We start from the raw sequence: 18,211 nt of genomic DNA, 5'->3' as shown, positions 1-18,211 counted from the left end.
ACAACCCTTTAGTATAGGCTTCCTGTATTAATAACTGGTTGCGCACCTTTATCTGAAACGATGGCAACTAATAAGTTGTTCACCATATTTGCTTTACGCTCGTCATCTAATTCAAGTACGCCTTCCTCATCTAACATATGGATTGAATCTTTCGCCATCTTCACAGCACCTTCAACAATCTCTTTTCTAGCAGCTAATACTGCTTTTGCTTGTTGACGTTGTAGCATTGCATGGGCAATTTCTGTTGCGTAAGCTAAATGTGTTAAACGAGTTTCTAATACTTCTACGCCAGCGATTTCAAGGCGCGCTTCTAACTCACGTTTTAATTCTTCAGAGATTTCTTCAGTATTTCCGCGTAACGTGATGCAAGTTTCATCTTGGAAATTGTCATAAGGATATTTTGTTGCGACGTGGCGGATTGCTGTTTCACTTTGAATTTCTACAAATCGATCGTAATGTTCAACACCGAACATTGCTTTTGCAGAATCAACTACTTTATATACGATAACGGCTGCAATTTCAATTGGATTTCCCTCAATATCGTTTACTTTTAACTTCTTACTATTAAAGTTTTCAACACGTAACGATACCGTTTGACGGAATGCGAATGGAATTGTTAAAAATAAACCGTTTTGACGAATTGTTCCTAAATAATTACCGAAAAACGTAATAACTTTTGCTTGGTTTGGTTGAACAATACCAATACCTGTAGCAAGAACTGCGGCTAAAATAATAGTTAATGCCGCTCCTATGAAAATTTCTTGTACAAGGAAAAATACACCGATAGCGGCTAAAATTAAAATCCCGATAATACCGAGAAAACCATTTACATAAAAAACTTGTTTTTCTTTCATATGATCGCCTCCTGATATAAAAATGATATCACTTTTATATCATTTTATGCAAGGGCTTTACACTTAATTTTCTGAAATTATTGATTAGGTATCTCTTATGTATATTTTGAGGTTTGAAACGAGAATGTACGTTCTGTTTTATGGTAAAATAAAGAAGACTTAACCGCCCACTGCAGCAGCTAAGTCCCTTTGAGAGCATCTTGCATCGTGACAAATGATTCAAAGCGGTTTTGCCAGGATTATATCTTCAATCGCTGACTCAATCTCTTTGTCAGAAGCGTCAAAACTTCCATTTGACTGTGGTTTGTCGTGATTGGAAGTTTGATTCACTTCTTCTTTAGCATGTCCCTTTTCAGTAAAATTCATGCTAGGCATTTTAAATGCCCCCATATTCATGTATTTTCCGAATTTCCACATTTCAACAACGGGGCAGAAACGAACAATTCCCTCTGCGATTTTCATTGCACCAATCCATAGCAAGACGTTAGACCAAGTGGACCACGGCTTGCGTACAAGTTTAGCGCTACTACAGCCGAAGAGGATAAGTCCGAGTGTAATTCGAATTAGGGCATTTATTGTACCGATGTTTTGCTTCATTAGAAAAACACTCCTTTTTATGAAAGTTGAAATAGATAATACTATTTCTCTTATTAGTATCCCGTGTGACTTTTGGGATATGTAATCCAACATTTGACGTTGAAAAAGATGTTGGAATGTGCGTGTGTGTAAGTAGCTTTTTTTGTTATAATGAAAGAATGCATAAAAGGAAGTTCAAAGTTAAATCCTCTCGTTTGAAAAACTATGGAAGAGGGAATTCCAAATTTAATTCTCCGTTTTAAACAAATATGTAAGATGAAGTTAAAAAATCCTAATGAAAATAAACTGTTATTTTGAACAGGAATATATATAAATAGAGAAAAGAAAGGGTGTTTTCATGTACGATATTTCCGGGTGGAAACATGTATTTAAGCTTGATCCAAATAAGGAGTTAAGTGACGAACATTTAGAAATGATTTGTGAGTCTGGAACAGATGCTGTTATTGTAGGCGGAAGTGATGGAGTGACAATTGATAATGTACTACACATGCTAGTTAGCATTCGTAGATATGCAGTTCCTTGTGTGTTAGAGGTTTCTGATGTGGAAGCAATTACACCAGGATTTGATTTTTATTATATCCCAAGCGTTTTAAATAGCCGAAAGGTAGAATGGGTAACTGGTGTTCATCATGAGGCTTTGAAAGAATTTGGGGATATTATGGATTGGGACGAAATTTTCATGGAAGGGTATTGTGTTTTAAATCCTGAAGCGAAAGTAGCCCAGCTTACAGATGCGAAATGTGATGTAACAGAAGATGATGTGATTGCATATGCGCGTTTAGCAGACAAGCTATTACGTTTACCGATATTTTATTTAGAATATAGCGGTACGTATGGAGACAGTGAACTTGTTAAAAATGTAAAAGCAGAATTAAAACAAGCGAAGTTGTATTATGGTGGCGGTATTTCTAATGCAGAACAAGCGAAAGAAATGGCGCAGTATGCTGATACAATAGTTGTTGGAAATATTATTTATGATGATATAAAAGCAGCGTTAAAAACAGTTAAAGCAGTAAAAGGAGAGTAGGTGCAGGCGTATATGAGTAAGACAGATAGGTTATTAAATGGTTTAAATCCGCAGCAACAAAAAGCAGTACAAACAACGAACGGACCACTTCTATTAATGGCAGGTGCAGGTAGTGGTAAAACACGTGTGTTAACACATCGTATTGCGTTTTTACTTGGTGAAAAAGGTGTAGCGCCATGGAATGTACTAGCTATTACCTTTACAAATAAAGCGGCTCGTGAAATGCGCGAGCGTATTGATACACTTGTCGGACCAGAAGCAGAAGATATTTGGATTTCTACGTTCCACTCTATGTGTGTACGTATTTTACGACGTGATATCGATCGTATTGGTATTAATCGTAACTTTACAATCTTAGATTCAGGCGATCAGTTAACTGTAGTCAAAAAAATTATGAAAGAGCGCAATATTGATCCGAAGAAATTTGAGCCGCGCTCTATTTTAGCTGGTATTAGTAATGCGAAAAATGAATTGTTATCTGCAGATAAATATGCGAAAAAAATTACAATCGCTGATCCATATGAAAAATTAACGAGCGATGTATATACAGAATATCAAAAACGTCTTCTGAAAAATAACTCATTAGATTTTGATGATTTAATTATGACAACGATTCAGCTATTTGAACGTGTTCCAGAAGTACTAGAGTTTTATCAGCGTAAGTTCCAATATATTCACGTGGATGAGTATCAAGATACGAACAAAGCGCAGTACCTTCTTGTAAAACATTTAGCAGCACGTTTTAAAAATTTATGTGTTGTAGGTGACTCAGATCAGTCTATTTACCGCTGGCGCGGGGCTGACATTTCTAACATTTTGTCATTCGAAAAAGACTATGAGAATGCGCAAGTTATTCTGTTAGAACAAAACTATCGTTCGTCACAAAATATTTTAAATGCAGCGAATGCTGTTATTGAAAAAAATTCAAACCGTAAACCGAAAAAATTATGGACAGACAATCAAGTTGGAAGCAAAATCTCATATTACCGTGCTGCGACGGAAAAAGACGAAGCATATTTTGTTGCGAAAAAAATTCGTGACGATATTCAAATGGGAAAACGAAAATATACTGATTTTGCAGTGTTATATCGTACAAATGCGCAGTCTCGTATGGTCGAGGAGATTTTCCTGAAATCTAATATTCCTTACAAAATTGTCGGCGGTACGAAGTTCTACGATCGTAAAGAGATTAAAGACATTTTGGCGTATTTACGTTTAATTGGGAATCCAGATGATGAGATTAGTTTCGCACGTATTATTAACATGCCAAAGCGCGGAATTGGTGCGACTTCTATCGATAAAATTATTAATTACGGTGTACAAAATGGAATTTCATTAACTGCTGTATTCGATGAGATTGAGCATGTTGGAGTAAGTGCAAAAATTACAAAGGCAGTAAAAGAATTCTCTGGTTTATTACACAACTGGGTAAATATGCAAGAGTATTTATCTGTTACAGAATTGGTAGAAGAAGTTATTGAAAAAACAGGCTATCGCGATATGTTGAAAAACGAGCGTACCTTAGAAGCAGAAGGTCGTTTAGAGAACTTAGATGAGTTTTTATCTGTTACGCAAACATTTGAATCTCAAAGCGAAGATAAGAGCCTTGTTGCATTCTTAACAGACTTAGCGCTTGTTGCTGATATTGATCGTGTCGATGAAGATCCAACTGCTGGTGAGGAAGTTATTTTAATGACGATGCACTCAGCGAAAGGATTAGAGTTCCCAGTTGTCTTTATTGTTGGGTTAGAGGAAGGAATATTCCCGCATACTCGTTCTCTAATGGAAGAAGATGAAATGCAAGAAGAGCGTCGCCTTGCTTATGTAGGTATTACTCGTGCAGAAGAAGAGTTATATTTATCTAATGCACAAATGCGTACTTTATTTGGTAGAACAAGTATGAACGCTGCTTCTCGATTTATTACAGAAATCCCGGCAGAGCTAGTAGAATCGTTAAATGAAACAGCGCCAAAGCGTGAAACTTCGTTTGGTGCAAAAGGCAGAACGACAACTACAAGTAAAATGACAACTACAACCACAACACGCTCTCGTTCAGCTTTCGCGCGTCCTGCAGCTAAGACGACAGGCGGCGAGCAAATTGGCTGGGCAGTAGGTGATAAAGCTTCCCACCAAAAATGGGGAGTCGGTACAGTTTTCAGTGTAAAAGGTGAAGGTGATGCAAAAGAATTAGATATTGCGTTCCCAAGCCCAATTGGTGTTAAACGTTTGTTAGCTAAATTTGCACCTGTGACGAAACAATAGGAAAGGAATGAGGATATGTCAAAAGAGATAGCAAAACAACGTATAGAAGAACTGCGTGATTTGTTAAATACATTTAACTATCAGTATCACGTATTAGACAATCCTTCTGTTTCTGATGCGGAGTATGACCGTAATATGCAGGAGCTTATAAAATTAGAAGCAGAGAATCCAGAGTTTATGAGTGAAGACTCTCCCTCCATTCGCGTTGGGGGAACTGTTCTTGATATATTTGAAAAAGTAACACATAAGTCACCGATGTTAAGTTTAGGAAATGCATTTAACGAAGGAGATTTACGTGATTTCGACCGACGAGTACGCCAAGGAATTGATGATGCGAATGTAAGATATATATGCGAATTAAAAATTGACGGACTTGCTGTTTCACTTCATTATGAAAAAGGACGCTTCATTCAAGGGGCAACACGTGGTGATGGTGTAACAGGTGAAGATATTACCCAAAATTTAAAAACGATTAAAGCGATCCCGCTCCGTTTAAATGAAGAAGTAACGTTAGAAGCACGAGGCGAAGCTTATATGCCGAAGCGTTCATTCGTTAAGTTAAATGAAGAAAAAGAACAAAATGGTGAAGATGTATTTGCGAATCCGCGTAATGCGGCAGCAGGTTCAATACGCCAACTTGATCCGAAAATTGCAGCGAAGCGTAACTTATCTATGTTTGTGTACGGTCTTGCGAATGTAGAAGAAAAAACAATTCCATCACATAGTGAATCGCTTGATTTCTTAGGTGAACTTGGATTCAAAACAAATCCAAATCGTCGTACATGTGAAACAATTGAAGAAGTTATAGCTTATGTAGAAGAATGGCAAGAAAAACGTCCGCATCTTGATTATGAGATCGATGGAATCGTTATAAAAGTAGATGATGTTGCTCTACAAGAAAGTTTAGGAACTACAGCAAAGAGTCCAAGATGGGCGATTGCTTATAAATTCCCGGCTGAAGAAGTTATAACAAGATTAACAGGTATTGAATTAAGTGTTGGTCGCACAGGGGTTGTAACACCGACTGCAGAGCTAGAGGCAGTGCGAGTGGCTGGTACTATCGTTCGTCGTGCCTCTTTACATAACGAAGATTTAATTCGTGAAAAAGACATTCGAATTGGTGACTATGTTGTTGTGAAGAAGGCAGGAGATATTATTCCTGAAGTTGTGAACGTTATTTTTGATAAGCGTACTGGTGAGGAAGAAGAATATCATATGCCGACGCATTGCCCAGCATGTGAGAGTGAACTAGTTCGTTTAGAAGAAGAGGTAGCACTTCGCTGTATAAATCCAACTTGTCCGGCTCAAATTCGAGAAGGATTAATCCATTTCGTTTCAAGAAATGCAATGAATATTGATGGACTTGGAGAGCGTGTCATTACACAACTCTTTGATGCTGATTACATTCGTACATTCGCTGATTTATATTCGTTGACGAAAGAGCAATTATTACAGCTAGAAAGATTCGGTGAAAAATCAGCAACGAATTTAGTACAAGCAATTGAGAATTCTAAAGACAACTCATTAGAGCGATTATTATTTGGTCTTGGTATTCGCCATGTCGGAGCAAAAGCAGCACGTACATTTGCAGAGCATTTTGAAACGATGGATGCGCTTGTGAAAGCAACGGAAGAAGAACTAAAAGCAATTAATGAGATTGGTGAAAAAATGGCTCAATCCGTCGTGACGTATTTTGATAATGAAGACGTATTAGAGTTATTACAACAATTTAAAGAGTATGGCGTGAATATGGCGTACAAAGGTATAAAAATTGCTGATTTACAAAATGTTGAGTCGTACTTCGCAGGAAAAACTGTCGTTTTAACAGGGAAATTAGAAGTTATGGGACGTAGTGAAGCGAAGAAAAAGATTGAGGCATTAGGTGGAAAAGTAACAGGAAGTGTTAGTAAAAGTACGGATTTAGTTGTTGCAGGTGAAGCGGCAGGTTCGAAATTAGCACAAGCAGAGAAGCATAATGTTGAGGTTTGGAATGAAGAGAGGTTCTTACAAGAGCTAAATAAGTAAGAGGTGCAAACTTACCATGAAAAAAATAGCATTAGCGGTATTAAGCCTTGGCCTACTCGTAAGTGGATGTAGTACAGGTGCCGATAAAGATGAAAAAGTGGTTGAGAAATCGGGGAAAGCAAAAGAACAAGCAATCGTTCCGAAGTACTCTATTTCGGATGAATATTATAAGACGACTATTCCATTTGACGCAGGAGCTGCACGTGGTTTAGTTGTACAAGGAGTAAGTAATCGTCTTGATATAGATGAATTTGAAACAGGATTAATGCGTATTGCAAAAGAATCCTTTAGTACGAAAGATCATTTCTTTAAAGGTGGAAGTGCTCTAGATACTCAAAATTTGCAGATGCTTGTTAAAAGAAAGCGTACAGATGCTGAACAAAAGGAACTAGAGGACAAGTTAAAAAAAGATGCAGTTAAATTTCCAAACATTGGGTTAAACCCAGCGTTAGGTGGAGGATCTGAATCATTAGAGGAAAAAAATAAAAAAAATCCAATATATATTTCAAATATTTTAGAGCATGATTATTATGTGAAAAAAGACGAGAAAGATGAGAAAGGTGAGCGCCAAGGCATTGTAGTTGGCTTAGCGATGAACTCGGTTCATTATTATGAGGAAGAGCATGGTTATCCGCGTGAAGCTAAAATTGAACAAGAAAAAATGTTAGCTGAAGGGAAAAAAATGGCGCAAGAAATCATAAAAGTTATGCATAAAGAAGATCCTGAAACAAAAACTCTTCCGATAACATTTGCGATTTATCGTCAGGCTCCAAAGGCTTCACTCGTGCCAGGTAACTTTGTTTCTTATGCGAATGTTGAAAAAGGCAGTGAAACGGTTGAGGATTGGAAACAAATTAATGAGAAATATTATTTGTTCCCATCTGAACAAGCGAAAACAGATAATAAACGTGAAGATCTGGCGAGAGTATCGAACTTTAAAGCAAAACTAAGTGATTATTTCCAAGGCGACTATACAGCTGTTATCGGTACTGGTATGTATAGAGACGATGAATTAAGAGAAATAAAGCTTGATATTCCTGTCCAGTTTAATGGGAAAGCAGAAATAATAGGCTTTACACAATATGTAGCCGGGCTTGTTATGGAATACTTCCCGAATTATATGAAAGTACAAGTAACGATTAAATCTGTAGAACGCCCAGAAGCGATTATTATACGTGAAGCGAAGCAAGATGAACCGTTTGTGAAAATTTTAGATTAAATAGGAGGGCCGTTCCTTTATGGAACGGCTTTTTTTCTTGAATAATTTTGTTATAATTTAAAATGTTATAAATAATGGGGGTAAGGGGTAAGGCACATGGACGAATTAAGTTTCCAAGTCATTATTTTATTAATTGGATTCGGCTTTTTAGCAGCTTTTATTGATTCAGTTGTTGGTGGTGGAGGATTAATTTCGCTTCCGGCACTTATGTTTGTTGGTTTACCACCAGCTTCGGCAATTGCAACAAATAAATTAGCGGCAACGATGGGGACGTTTACGAGTGCAATTTATTTTATTCGATCAGGAAAGGTCGATTTTAAAATTGTAGGAAAGTTAATCCCGTTAACTGTTATAGGAGCGGTCGCAGGTGCTTTAGTAGTAAAGTTTATTCCGCCGGATATTTTACGTCCGTTAGTGCTTGTGATGTTGGTGTTTATTGCCATTTATATTATTGCGAAAAAGGATTGGGGAAGTGTATCCACCTATAAGAAGATGACGAAAAGAAAAACATTAATATTTTTCTTTGTTATTTTAATGATAGGGTTTTACGATGGATTTTTTGGCCCAGGGACAGGATCTTTTTTAATTTTTGCATTTTTATTAATTGGTTTGGATTTTATTCAAGCGGCAGCATCTGGAAAACTTTTGAACTTTGTTAGTAATATCGTATCTTTAATTACTTTTTTATTTTTAGACGTAATTCATTTTGAATACGGTATTATTATGGGATTATCAATGATCTTAGGTGCTTATTTTGGATCAAAGTTTGCAGTTCAAAAAGGTGTTGGATATGTTAGGACTTTATTTTTATTAGTAACTATTTTATTAATTGGAAAAAATGTTTTGGAATATACTCATATTTTGTAGAGTTATACTTTTGTATAACTCTATTTTTTTATTATATTTTAAAAATTTATTAATTTTTAAAATATAAGTCTAGGAATATTTGAATAAATCTAAATTATCGTGTAGAATAATGTTGTAAAATGTAAACGTTTTTCTAAGGGGAGGCTAAAAAAATGGTAGTAGCATACAAACATGAGCCATTTACAGATTTTTCAGTGGAGGCTAACAAATTAGCGTTTGAAGAAGGTTTAAAGAAAGTAGAATCTTATCTTGGACAAGACTATCCATTAATTATTGGGGGAGAAAAAATCACTACAGAAGACAAAATTGTTTCTGTAAACCCTGCAAATAAAGAGGAACTTGTTGGTCGCGTTTCAAAAGCAAGCCGTGAGTTAGCTGAAAAAGCAATGCAAGTAGCGGATGAAACATTCCAAACTTGGAGAAAATCAAAGCCAGAAATGCGTGCAGACATTTTATTCCGTGCTGCAGCAATCGTTCGTCGCAGAAAACATGAATTCTCTGCTATTCTTGTAAAAGAAGCAGGTAAACCATGGAATGAGGCAGATGCTGATACAGCAGAAGCAATCGACTTTATGGAATATTATGGTCGTCAAATGTTAAAATTAAAAGACGGTATTCCAGTAGAAAGCCGTCCAATTGAATATAATCGTTTCTCTTACATTCCATTAGGAGTAGGTGTTATCATTTCTCCTTGGAACTTCCCATTCGCAATTATGGCAGGTATGACAACAGCTGCTTTAGTTTCTGGTAACACAGTATTACTAAAACCAGCTAGTACAACTCCTGTAGTAGCAGCGAAATTCATGGAAGTATTAGAAGAAGCTGGCTTACCAGCTGGCGTAGTAAACTTCGTTCCAGGTAATGGTTCTGAAGTTGGTGACTACTTAGTAGATCACCCTCGTACACGTTTCGTGAGCTTCACTGGATCTCGTGATGTAGGTATCCGTATTTATGAGCGTGCAGCGAAAGTAAACCCAGGCCAAATTTGGTTAAAACGCGTTATCGCTGAAATGGGTGGTAAAGATACAATCGTTGTTGATAAAGAAGCAGATCTTGAATTAGCAGCTAAATCTATCGTTGCATCAGCATTCGGATTCTCAGGACAAAAATGTTCTGCATGTTCTCGTGCAGTAATCCATGAAGATGTATACGATCACGTATTAAATCGTGCTGTTGAATTAACGAAAGAATTAACAGTTGCTAACCCAGCTGTATTAGGTACAAACATGGGTCCTGTTAATGACCAAGCTGCATTCGATAAAGTAATGAGCTATGTTGCAATTGGTAAAGAGGAAGGTAGAATCTTAACAGGTGGCGAAGGAGACGATTCTAAAGGCTGGTTCATCCAACCAACAATCGTTGCTGACGTTGCAGAAGATGCTCGCTTAATGAAAGAAGAAATCTTCGGACCAGTAGTAGCATTCTGTAAAGCAAAAGACTTTGATCATGCACTAGCAATTGCAAACAATACAGAATACGGTTTAACAGGTGCTGTTGTTACTAATAACCGTGATCATATTGAAAAAGCACGTGAAGAATTCCATGTGGGTAACTTATACTTTAACCGTGGATGTACTGGTGCAATCGTAGGTTACCAACCATTCGGTGGCTTTAACATGTCTGGTACAGACTCTAAAGCTGGTGGCCCTGACTACTTAGCACTTCACATGCAAGCAAAAACTACTTCTGAAACTTTATAAGAAATAGTAGAAGAGATCTTCGCAGCCTGCGAAGATCTCTTTTTTTTGAAAAACTTGCTATATGTGAATTAAGATAGATATACGTAGAAAAACTAATAAGGTTTACTTCAGTAAATAAGATATATTATATTTGTTGAATAGATTCTCTTTACGGACAAGAAAAGTAGGTGAACAAAGTGGGAAAATATCAATTGGATTACAAGAGTCAGGTAGCTGTGGCAAAGTTTCATGAAAAACAGACGCCTGCCAAATTTGATAAAAAGCAGCAAATTGAAAATTTGCGTGCGGAGTATTTGAAAAAGAAGCAAAAACAAACAGATAAATAATATGTTACGTTTTTGATAGGAGAAACTAGCTCTAATTACCATATATTACTATTCGGTAATTAGAACTAGCTAAACCCTATTAATATCTGGATAAACATGTAAATAGAAACAAAACAACGAGAAAAGTTGACTTATTAGTCATATTTTTTAGTATTCATTTTAAGGATTTCCTGTATAATACAATTTGAAAGAAAATCTATGGTTTGACAAGAAACACTCTTTTCGGTTTTGCTCACTGAAGGGAGTGTTTTTTTGTAGCCAAAAACTCCTCTGTACTCATTACATTTGCATATACTCCATTTAAACTAGCCAAAATTGTGTTATGAATATAAACGGCTGGTATCGTAGCATTCTTAAAAGAAAGATCTTTTGTAGCACAAGCATCATGTATAACGGTACATGGAAAGCCGAAATCAAAAGCAGCTCTTACGGTAGCATCAATACACATATGAGTCATCATCCCGCATATGACGACGTGCTTAATGTCTAAACGTTGTAATTGTTCTAGAAGATCAGTTTCGCGAAAACTATTAGGATAATGTTTGAGTATAACGGTTTCTTCTCTAAGTGGACGTACGCTTTCATGAATATGTACACCTTCTGTATTGGGTAGGAAAAAAGTAGCGCCATCTTTTATTGCTACATGTTGGATATGAAAAATAGTTTCGTTTTTCGTTCTAAAGAGTTGTAGCAGCTGACTAGCATATTCGCTTGCTTCTACTGGATTACGCAATTCCATCTTTCCATGTGGAAAATAATCATTTTGAATATCAACGAGTAAAAGAGCTGTTTTCATATATTTATCTTCCTCCGATTTCATATTCAAATAATGGTATTCAATTTATAGAGAGGATTCTCCTTTTAAAAAATATGAAGGAGGAGAATTTAACATAACTTTAAAAATCATTATTGTATGTGATTTTTTATTTGAAAATTTCAATAGAGAAATAATTAATATTTTCTAAAAAATGTATTGACTCTTATTATTCTGAGTTCTATAATGAGAATTAATTAAACGACAATTAAATCGATACATTCTTATCCAGAGAGGTGGAGGGACTGGCCCTACGATACCTCAGCAACGGGTTTTTTAATACCGTGCTAACTCCAGCAAGCCTATAAAGGCTTGGAAGATGAGAAGATGTGAACGAGTACATATAAGTGCTCTCCTTCTTATCTTTATGGTTGATAAGAAGGAGAGCACTTTTTATTTTACCTCGAAAGCTCTACTTCAAGTTTTTACAGCATATAGGAGGGAAGAAAATGATTTCTTTTAACAACGTAAGTAAAGTATATGAATCAGGTGGGCAATCTGTTCATGCGGTGGAGGATGTAACATTATCAGTTGAGAAGGGCGAAATTTTCGGTATCATCGGTTTTAGTGGCGCTGGAAAGAGTACGTTATTACGCCTAGTAAATATGTTAGAGAAACCAACGGCAGGAACGATTTCAATAGATGATAAAGATATTACATCACTATCGACGAAAGAATTACGAAAGCTAAGACAAAGAATCGGGATGATTTTTCAAAGTTTTAATTTATTTAATTCAAGAACAGTGTTTGGGAATATTGCATACCCATTAAGGTTAGCGAAAGTACCAAAGAATGAGATAAAAGAAAGAGTAAACGAACTGCTGAAATTTGTAGGATTAGAAGATAAAGCAAACTATTATCCAGAGCAACTATCAGGTGGTCAAAAACAACGTGTTGGCATTGCTAGAGCACTTGCAACATCGCCAGACATTCTTATATGTGATGAGGCAACATCAGCTTTAGATCCAGAAACAACGACAGAAATTTTGAACTTATTAAAGAAAGTAAATCGAGAATACAATGTAACGATTCTACTCATTACACATGAAATGCATGTTGTGAAAGAAATTTGTCACCGTGTAGCTGTAATGGAGAAGGGAAAAGTTATTGAAGAAGGAAAACTGTTTGACGTTTTCACACAACCGAAAACAAAGACAACTCAAAACTTTGTACGCTCCATTATTAATGATCATTTACCGGAAAGTGTTCTAGGGAAAATTCAAAATGGTGGACAGATTTATCGCTTAACATTTACTGGTGAAGAGACAGGGCAGCCGGTACTATCATATATCGCGAAAAATTATAACGTCGATGTAAACGTACTGTATGGAAATATTATTGAACTCCAAAATGTGCTATTTGGAAATCTTCTTGTAGAATTGCAAGGTGAACAGAAGGAAATTCAAAAAGCATTACAACATCTAAGACTGCAAGTGCAGCTGAAGGAGGTAGAAGCTCATGCGAGTTGATTGGAGTATATTTTGGCCTCGCATAGTAGATGCGACGGGGGATACCCTCTTAATGGTAATTGTAACCCTTATATTCGCTACAATCCTTGGTATACCTCTAGGTTTACTTTTATATGTAACGAGAAAAGGAAACTTTTTAGAAAATAAATGGGTCTTTTCTATTCTTAATATCATTATCAATACAATTCGTCCGGTTCCATTCATCATTTTCTTAGTGGCTTTAAGCCCACTAACAAGAAGTGTTATCGGAACGACGATTGGAACAGCAGCAGCAATCTTTCCAATGACGTTAGTTGCATCAATTGGTATTGCTAGAATGGTTGAAACAAATCTTGTTTCAGTTCCAAAGGGAGTCATTGAAGCAGCTCAAGCGATGGGTGCTTCACCATTTAGAATTGTTTTTGAAATTCTTGTGCCAGAAGCGTTAGCTCCATTGATTTTAGGTGTTACGTTTATGACAGTTGGTTTAATTGAATTTTCTGCAGTTGCTGGGCTTGTCGGTGGTGGCGGTCTTGGTGACTTAGCGATGACATATGGTTATCAACGTTTTGATACATCAGTTATGTTCGTAACGGTCGTTTTACTTATTATTCTTGTACAGGTAGCTCAAAATTTAGGAAACTACTTTGCGAAAGTCTTTTTACGCAGATCATAAAAAGGAAGAGGGAAAAAGAAAATGAAGAAAATTTTAGCATTTGCATTATCAGCGATTGTAGGAATTTCAGCGTTAAGCGGCTGCTCAAGTGGAGACACGGGGGCAGGAGCAAAAGAGAAAGTAGTTCGCATTGGTGTAACTGGAACGGATGGAAACGCTTGGGAAATTGTAAAGGAAAAAGCTGAAAAAGAAGGGATTAAAGTTAAACTAATTGAGTTCTCTGATTACACAACGCCAAATAAAGCGTTAGCTGATGGAGATATTGAACTAAACTCATTCCAGCACGTTGCTTTCTTAGAGCAATTTAAAAAAGAGCATAAGTTAGATATTACAGCTGTTGGTACAACGCAAATTGCACCAATGGGCTTATACTCTGAAAAATATAAGAAGGCAAATGAAATTCCAGATGGTTCAGAAATTGCGATTCCAAATGATCCAACGAACCAAGCTCGTGCATTAAAACTTCTTGATGCAGCAGGTTTATTAAAGCTTAAGAAAGACTTTGGTTTATTTGGAGATCCAAGCGGCATTGCTGAAAATCCGAAGAAGTTAAAAATTACACCGGTTATCGCACAGCAAACACCTCGTGTATTAAAAGATGTAGCAGCTTCAGTCATTAATAACGGTGTTGCTGGTCAAGCTGGATTAGATCCAGCGAAGGATCCAATTTTCTTAGAAGATCCAAAGAATGAAAATGCGAAGCCATATATTAATATTTTCGCAGCTCGTACAAAAGATAAAGATGATCCAACACTGAAAAAAGTAATTGAACTATATCATTCAAAAGAAGTAACAGATGCAATTAAGAAAGAAACAAATGATGGTTCCATTTCAGTAGATCTTTCACTTGATGAGCTTGAAAAAATCGTAAAATAACTATCGGGTTTAACGATTAACAGTAGGAACCCCTCCGCTGTTAGCTCGTTCAACATATAATCTACTTAACAAACAAAACCCTAATTCTGTACCTTCCAATTCTGTATAACGTAGAATCCAATGTTTGTTAAGTAGAGTGATGGACCAGGAGTTTTCCTGGTCTTTTTTTATGAATGAAAGTAGCTAGCGAATAGTAAAGTAATCCAAATTATAACAGGGTAAGAAAATAAGCTGAAAATGAGTGTAAGTATGAATTGTTTTTTTAAAATGAGGTGTTTTTCGAATGAAAAAAAGAAAATAGAAAAGATAACAATGAAAACTGCTGATATTACGCCAGGATTATAAGAACGATATATGGAAAACAAAATAATATGTTGAACGGAGTTGAAGAAGATAGCCCCTTGTATAAAAATAATCCAGTATATAGAAGACAAGAAGTTTAGTTGATATAGAAAGGTGATAAGTAAGACAAAGATTGTTAGTGCGGAAATGGCAATGAAAAATTGTTGGCTTGTTATAAAATGAATTGAAAATTGATTAGCAAGATATTGAGGCATTTGGAAAGATTCTTCTAGATTATGAATGAAAAATAACAAGGGAATAACCCAAAGCATAATAGTGGAATGTTTTTTCAACAACTTACATCACTCCAATATGGAGATAGAAAGCCTAGAGAGGCTCTCTATCCAGAGATGTTCATTCAATTATGATACTTTTTAAATTATTTTCTTGGTGCTCTTGTTCTTTCGGATAAGCAGCTAGCTCCTCTTGCAAAATATTTAGTATTTGCTTAGCTGATTGTTGGATTGGGGTAGGGAACTCTTCTAATATATTCATACCGATTTTTATTTTTGTACGAATTACCTTTCTTAGTAGTTCCTCATGCATGTACTACACCTCCAAATCGAATATTTAGTACATCTTCTTCGAACTTAGCTCCTTGAATAGAAAGGTGTGTTAACGTTTTTGGCAATGTGATGTTCCGTTTCACAGAACCTGAACGAATGATAAGTTCATCACCTTTTTGATTTAATGAAAGTTCACTTTTGTTTGAGAAGGGAATGGAGAGAACGAAAATATACTCATCGCCATCTTTTTTTACATATTGAGTGCGCCCGTTAAATTTCACTTTCGTAGGAGAAGAATCTGATTTAAATAAAGCGTCTCCTACACGCTCTAACATGGACAAACCGACAACTTCTTGTTCAAACATAGGAGCTTCGTAAATAGGAAGCGGCTGAAAACTATCTTGAATTAATGTTTTATATTTTTTTTGAGTATCTTTCCATGCTTGAAAATAAGGATCGGTGACAGTGTTAGGGATGACGCGGTTAATCATAATGGCATCTACGTTATAATCGTATAAATTTAAATAAGTAAAGCTACGCTGAGCTTCTTTAATGACCATTTTTTCGGGATTTACAACGATGCGGATACTTGTTATTTCTCGGTTTGATAAAATATCTCTCATTTCTCCGAGCTGTTCAAGTGTATTCGTTAATTCGTCCATAATATCATCGGTTGGAAGAGGAACACCAAGAAGTGGTTGAGCTACAGGGCGAACAACTTTTAAAACTTTTCTTTTAATAGGAAAGAGTTTTTCCATCCACCAGCTGAGCATGTCTGGAAAGCTGAGCATTGCTAATGTTTCTCCTGTTGGAGCACAATCAATGATAATAACATCATATGTGTTTTGTTTATAATAATCGAGTACGCGAAGTAAGCTAATTAAATCTTCCATACCAGGAAACATCGTTAACTCTTCTGTTGTAATATCATCAGCTGCTTTGGAAGTGAAGAGTAGCGTAATATATTTCTGTAATTTCCCCCAGCCTTTTTCCATCTCATAAATCGTATTAATTTCTTGTGCCCACAAATTTTCACGAATTTCTAATGGCTCAGAAGATAGCTTTATACCAAATGAATCTCCTAAACTATGAGCAGGATCTGTACTCATTACTAATGTTTTTAATCCTTGTTTTGCGCTTTGAAGCGCTGTTGCTGCTGAAATGCTAGTTTTTCCTACGCCGCCTTTACCTGTATACAAAATAATTCTCATTATTCTATCCCCTTTGTTTCGAGTGTCGAATATTACGAGCATCGAAATAAAATATTGAATAAAAACCCAACTAGGGTTTTATTCAATCGGAATGTTTTTCATTTTAGGTGTAGAAACCTTTTCTTCTGTTTTTTGCTGTGACGTAGCGATGTGATTCATGATCTTTTGGAAGATTTGTAGTAAGAATGCTTTTTCTTCTTCTGATAATGCTTCTGTCACTAGGTTAAAGTAATGGGCTGCATTTTGTTTTACTTCTTGGACGAGCATTACGCCGTTTTCTGTTAAACGAATTAATACAATGCGTCGGTCGTTTTCATCACGGTACCTTTCAATATATCCCTTTTTTACGAGGCGATTTACAACACCTGTCGTTGTACTCATCGGTATATCAAGAAGGTCAGCAATTTTTGTCATTGTAATATCTGTATTTCGCTCCATCCAAAGTAAACAAAATACTTCTGTTTTAGAAAGTGTTAAATCTAGGCTTACCCATTCTTCAGGATAAAAAAGCTTCTTGGCGTTATCTAGCAGCAAGTCTAAAAAATGTTCATATTGCAACAATTATTTCCACTCCCGTATATTTCGAGGTTCGTAATATTTGTTTTTATTTTATGTAGAATTGAAATAAATGTCAATGATTTTAAATGTTTTTTCAGATTAGACAGAAAACTAACTTTAAAATAGTATTCTTTTATGATAGATTTATAAATATAAAACTAGAATTTACATAAAAATCCATCGTGGTAAATATACTTATCTATAATGGATGTACAGCTAACGAGGGGGAGAACGATGAGAAGACGTAATACGCAAGCGTTCACGTTTTTAGCATGGACTTCATTTGTTTGTGCACTTTCAGGTATGCTAATTGGAATTTATACGTTAGATGAAACGCTTAGTGTAAAAGGATATTATTTAATTGGAACATTATTTTTAACGATGTCTTGTTTTGTATTACAAAAAACAATTCGTGATAATGAAGAAGATAACGAGAGATTTCCGAAAAATAAACCGTTAGATAAGGAGTAAATTGTAAAGAAAGGCATTTGCCTTTCTTTTTTTATGTAAAAATGCCGTAAGTGCCGTGTGTTGACTTGCTTGAAGTACTGAAAATTTGGTATCATCAATAGTATTGTAGATTGAACGATATATTATGGAGGTGGCCTAGCCGTGTCAAGAATTTCCGTTGAGAATGTAAAGCACGTAGCACATTTAGCACGTCTTGCAATTACTGATCAAGAAGCAGAAAAATTTCAAAAACAACTGGATGCAATCGTTACATTTGCAGAACAGTTAAATGAATTAGATACAACAGATGTAAAACCAACAACTCATGTATTAACTATGAAAAATGTTATGCGTGAAGATGTACCAGAAAAAGGTTTACCAGTTGAAGAAGTATTAAAAAATGCACCGGATCACAAAGATAATCAAATCCGTGTTCCAGCAGTATTAGAATAG

At 35.9% G+C, this 18,211-nt stretch carries 19 protein-coding genes and 1 riboswitch; of the genes, 12 read left to right on the top strand and 7 right to left on the bottom strand.

The window, feature by feature from the left end; translation table 11 throughout:
* Positions 1–8: 8 nt before the first annotated feature.
* Positions 9–854 carry an SPFH domain-containing protein gene (locus DN393_RS24320; protein ID WP_000660682.1) on the bottom strand — a complete coding sequence of 282 codons (846 nt, stop codon included), beginning with the start codon at positions 852–854 and terminating at the stop codon, positions 9–11.
* Between the two features lie 219 nt (positions 855–1,073).
* Positions 1,074–1,451, bottom strand: a complete 378-nt coding sequence (locus tag DN393_RS24315; RefSeq protein ID WP_149174007.1) for a YgaP family membrane protein — start codon at positions 1,449–1,451, stop codon at positions 1,074–1,076.
* A 337-nt stretch (positions 1,452–1,788) separates the two neighbouring features.
* On the opposite strand from DN393_RS24315, the gene pcrB reads away from it, so the two are divergent.
* The 7 genes from pcrB to DN393_RS31705 all read left to right on the top strand — a co-directional run bounded on the left by pcrB (position 1,789) and on the right by DN393_RS31705 (position 10,877).
* Positions 1,789–2,478, top strand: a complete 690-nt coding sequence (pcrB, locus tag DN393_RS24310; protein WP_149174006.1) for a heptaprenylglyceryl phosphate synthase — start codon at positions 1,789–1,791, stop codon at positions 2,476–2,478.
* A 12-nt stretch (positions 2,479–2,490) separates the two neighbouring features.
* The gene (gene pcrA, locus DN393_RS24305) at positions 2,491–4,740 is read left to right on the top strand and encodes a DNA helicase PcrA (protein WP_149174005.1); all 2,250 of its coding nucleotides are present in this window, start codon (positions 2,491–2,493) and stop codon (positions 4,738–4,740) included.
* Between the two features lie 15 nt (positions 4,741–4,755).
* Complete coding sequence (gene ligA, locus DN393_RS24300; protein ID WP_064477174.1) at positions 4,756–6,765, top strand: NAD-dependent DNA ligase LigA; 2,010 nt, start codon at positions 4,756–4,758, stop codon at positions 6,763–6,765.
* 16 nt (positions 6,766–6,781) lie between these two features.
* On the top strand, positions 6,782–7,984 hold the full coding sequence (locus tag DN393_RS24295; RefSeq protein ID WP_064477175.1) for a CamS family sex pheromone protein: 1,203 nt from the start codon (positions 6,782–6,784) through the stop codon (positions 7,982–7,984).
* Between the two features lie 96 nt (positions 7,985–8,080).
* Positions 8,081–8,851 (top strand): TSUP family transporter, encoded by a 771-nt coding sequence (locus tag DN393_RS24290; RefSeq protein WP_064477176.1) that lies wholly within the window; start codon positions 8,081–8,083, stop codon positions 8,849–8,851.
* 152 nt (positions 8,852–9,003) lie between these two features.
* Positions 9,004–10,551, top strand: a complete 1,548-nt coding sequence (gene pruA, locus DN393_RS24285; protein ID WP_000259557.1) for an L-glutamate gamma-semialdehyde dehydrogenase — start codon at positions 9,004–9,006, stop codon at positions 10,549–10,551.
* A gap of 176 nt (positions 10,552–10,727) precedes the next feature.
* On the top strand, positions 10,728–10,877 hold the full coding sequence (locus tag DN393_RS31705) for a hypothetical protein (RefSeq protein WP_000521652.1): 150 nt from the start codon (positions 10,728–10,730) through the stop codon (positions 10,875–10,877).
* A gap of 232 nt (positions 10,878–11,109) precedes the next feature.
* On the opposite strand, the gene DN393_RS24280 is transcribed toward DN393_RS31705, so the two are convergent.
* Entirely contained in the window at positions 11,110–11,673 is a 564-nt protein-coding gene (locus DN393_RS24280; RefSeq protein WP_149174004.1) for a cysteine hydrolase family protein, read from the bottom strand.
* A 239-nt stretch (positions 11,674–11,912) separates the two neighbouring features.
* A riboswitch (SAM riboswitch) is annotated at positions 11,913–12,017 on the top strand.
* Between the two features lie 123 nt (positions 12,018–12,140).
* Between DN393_RS24280 and DN393_RS24275 the strand changes: the two genes are divergently transcribed.
* Genes DN393_RS24275 through DN393_RS24265 form a run of 3 tightly spaced genes read left to right on the top strand, consistent with a single transcriptional unit; the run spans position 12,141 to position 14,691 of the window.
* A complete protein-coding gene (locus DN393_RS24275; RefSeq protein WP_149174003.1) occupies positions 12,141–13,160 on the top strand; it encodes a methionine ABC transporter ATP-binding protein in 1,020 nt (339 codons plus the stop codon).
* The gene (locus tag DN393_RS24270; RefSeq protein ID WP_001261880.1) at positions 13,150–13,815 is read left to right on the top strand and encodes a methionine ABC transporter permease; all 666 of its coding nucleotides are present in this window, start codon (positions 13,150–13,152) and stop codon (positions 13,813–13,815) included. Before DN393_RS24275 ends, DN393_RS24270 begins: the two co-directional genes overlap by 11 nt.
* Positions 13,816–13,836: 21 nt before the next feature.
* Positions 13,837–14,691 (top strand): MetQ/NlpA family ABC transporter substrate-binding protein, encoded by an 855-nt coding sequence (locus tag DN393_RS24265; protein ID WP_098102438.1) that lies wholly within the window; start codon positions 13,837–13,839, stop codon positions 14,689–14,691.
* A 167-nt stretch (positions 14,692–14,858) separates the two neighbouring features.
* Here the strand turns inward: DN393_RS24265 and DN393_RS24260 are convergent, their stop codons facing one another.
* From DN393_RS24260 to DN393_RS24245, 4 genes are all read right to left on the bottom strand, one after another.
* Positions 14,859–15,329, bottom strand: coding sequence for an HXXEE domain-containing protein (locus DN393_RS24260; protein ID WP_081257440.1), 471 nt, complete (start codon positions 15,327–15,329; stop codon positions 14,859–14,861).
* A 58-nt stretch (positions 15,330–15,387) separates the two neighbouring features.
* Positions 15,388–15,579 carry a DUF3926 domain-containing protein gene (locus DN393_RS24255; protein WP_088046900.1) on the bottom strand — a complete coding sequence of 64 codons (192 nt, stop codon included), beginning with the start codon at positions 15,577–15,579 and terminating at the stop codon, positions 15,388–15,390.
* Entirely contained in the window at positions 15,572–16,753 is a 1,182-nt protein-coding gene (locus DN393_RS24250; RefSeq protein ID WP_081257452.1) for an ArsA family ATPase, read from the bottom strand. The genes DN393_RS24255 and DN393_RS24250 overlap by 8 nt, the downstream gene beginning before the upstream one ends.
* Positions 16,754–16,828: 75 nt before the next feature.
* A complete protein-coding gene (locus DN393_RS24245; protein WP_000942477.1) occupies positions 16,829–17,311 on the bottom strand; it encodes a MarR family winged helix-turn-helix transcriptional regulator in 483 nt (160 codons plus the stop codon).
* Between the two features lie 231 nt (positions 17,312–17,542).
* Here DN393_RS24245 and DN393_RS24240 point away from each other — a divergent pair, with 231 nt between their 5' ends.
* Together DN393_RS24240 and gatC are read left to right on the top strand one after the other, a co-directional pair.
* A complete protein-coding gene (locus tag DN393_RS24240) occupies positions 17,543–17,779 on the top strand; it encodes a YiaA/YiaB family inner membrane protein (RefSeq protein ID WP_001254393.1) in 237 nt (78 codons plus the stop codon).
* A 141-nt stretch (positions 17,780–17,920) separates the two neighbouring features.
* Complete coding sequence (gene gatC, locus DN393_RS24235; protein WP_000086999.1) at positions 17,921–18,211, top strand: Asp-tRNA(Asn)/Glu-tRNA(Gln) amidotransferase subunit GatC; 291 nt, start codon at positions 17,921–17,923, stop codon at positions 18,209–18,211.

Origin of the sequence: Bacillus sp. BPN334 (assembly GCF_008368885.1) — a bacterium.
In the GTDB taxonomy this organism is placed as follows: domain Bacteria; phylum Bacillota; class Bacilli; order Bacillales; family Bacillaceae_G; genus Bacillus_A; species Bacillus_A wiedmannii.
This window is presented reverse-complemented; position numbering and strand designations above follow the sequence as displayed.

Excerpts from the sequence above, each read along its gene's own strand:
- DN393_RS24320 (WP_000660682.1), bottom strand. The coding sequence starts at position 854 with ATGAAAGAAAAACAAGTTTTTTATGTAAATGGTTTTCTCGGTATTATC.
- DN393_RS24315 (WP_149174007.1), bottom strand. The coding sequence starts at position 1,451 with ATGAAGCAAAACATCGGTACAATAAATGCCCTAATTCGAATTACACTC.
- pcrB (WP_149174006.1), top strand. The coding sequence starts at position 1,789 with ATGTACGATATTTCCGGGTGGAAACATGTATTTAAGCTTGATCCAAAT.
- pcrA (WP_149174005.1), top strand. The coding sequence starts at position 2,491 with ATGAGTAAGACAGATAGGTTATTAAATGGTTTAAATCCGCAGCAACAA.
- ligA (WP_064477174.1), top strand. The coding sequence starts at position 4,756 with ATGTCAAAAGAGATAGCAAAACAACGTATAGAAGAACTGCGTGATTTG.
- DN393_RS24295 (WP_064477175.1), top strand. The coding sequence starts at position 6,782 with ATGAAAAAAATAGCATTAGCGGTATTAAGCCTTGGCCTACTCGTAAGT.
- DN393_RS24290 (WP_064477176.1), top strand. The coding sequence starts at position 8,081 with ATGGACGAATTAAGTTTCCAAGTCATTATTTTATTAATTGGATTCGGC.
- pruA (WP_000259557.1), top strand. The coding sequence starts at position 9,004 with ATGGTAGTAGCATACAAACATGAGCCATTTACAGATTTTTCAGTGGAG.
- DN393_RS24280 (WP_149174004.1), bottom strand. The coding sequence starts at position 11,673 with ATGAAAACAGCTCTTTTACTCGTTGATATTCAAAATGATTATTTTCCA.
- DN393_RS24275 (WP_149174003.1), top strand. The coding sequence starts at position 12,141 with ATGATTTCTTTTAACAACGTAAGTAAAGTATATGAATCAGGTGGGCAA.
- DN393_RS24270 (WP_001261880.1), top strand. The coding sequence starts at position 13,150 with ATGCGAGTTGATTGGAGTATATTTTGGCCTCGCATAGTAGATGCGACG.
- DN393_RS24265 (WP_098102438.1), top strand. The coding sequence starts at position 13,837 with ATGAAGAAAATTTTAGCATTTGCATTATCAGCGATTGTAGGAATTTCA.
- DN393_RS24255 (WP_088046900.1), bottom strand. The coding sequence starts at position 15,579 with ATGCATGAGGAACTACTAAGAAAGGTAATTCGTACAAAAATAAAAATC.
- DN393_RS24240 (WP_001254393.1), top strand. The coding sequence starts at position 17,543 with ATGAGAAGACGTAATACGCAAGCGTTCACGTTTTTAGCATGGACTTCA.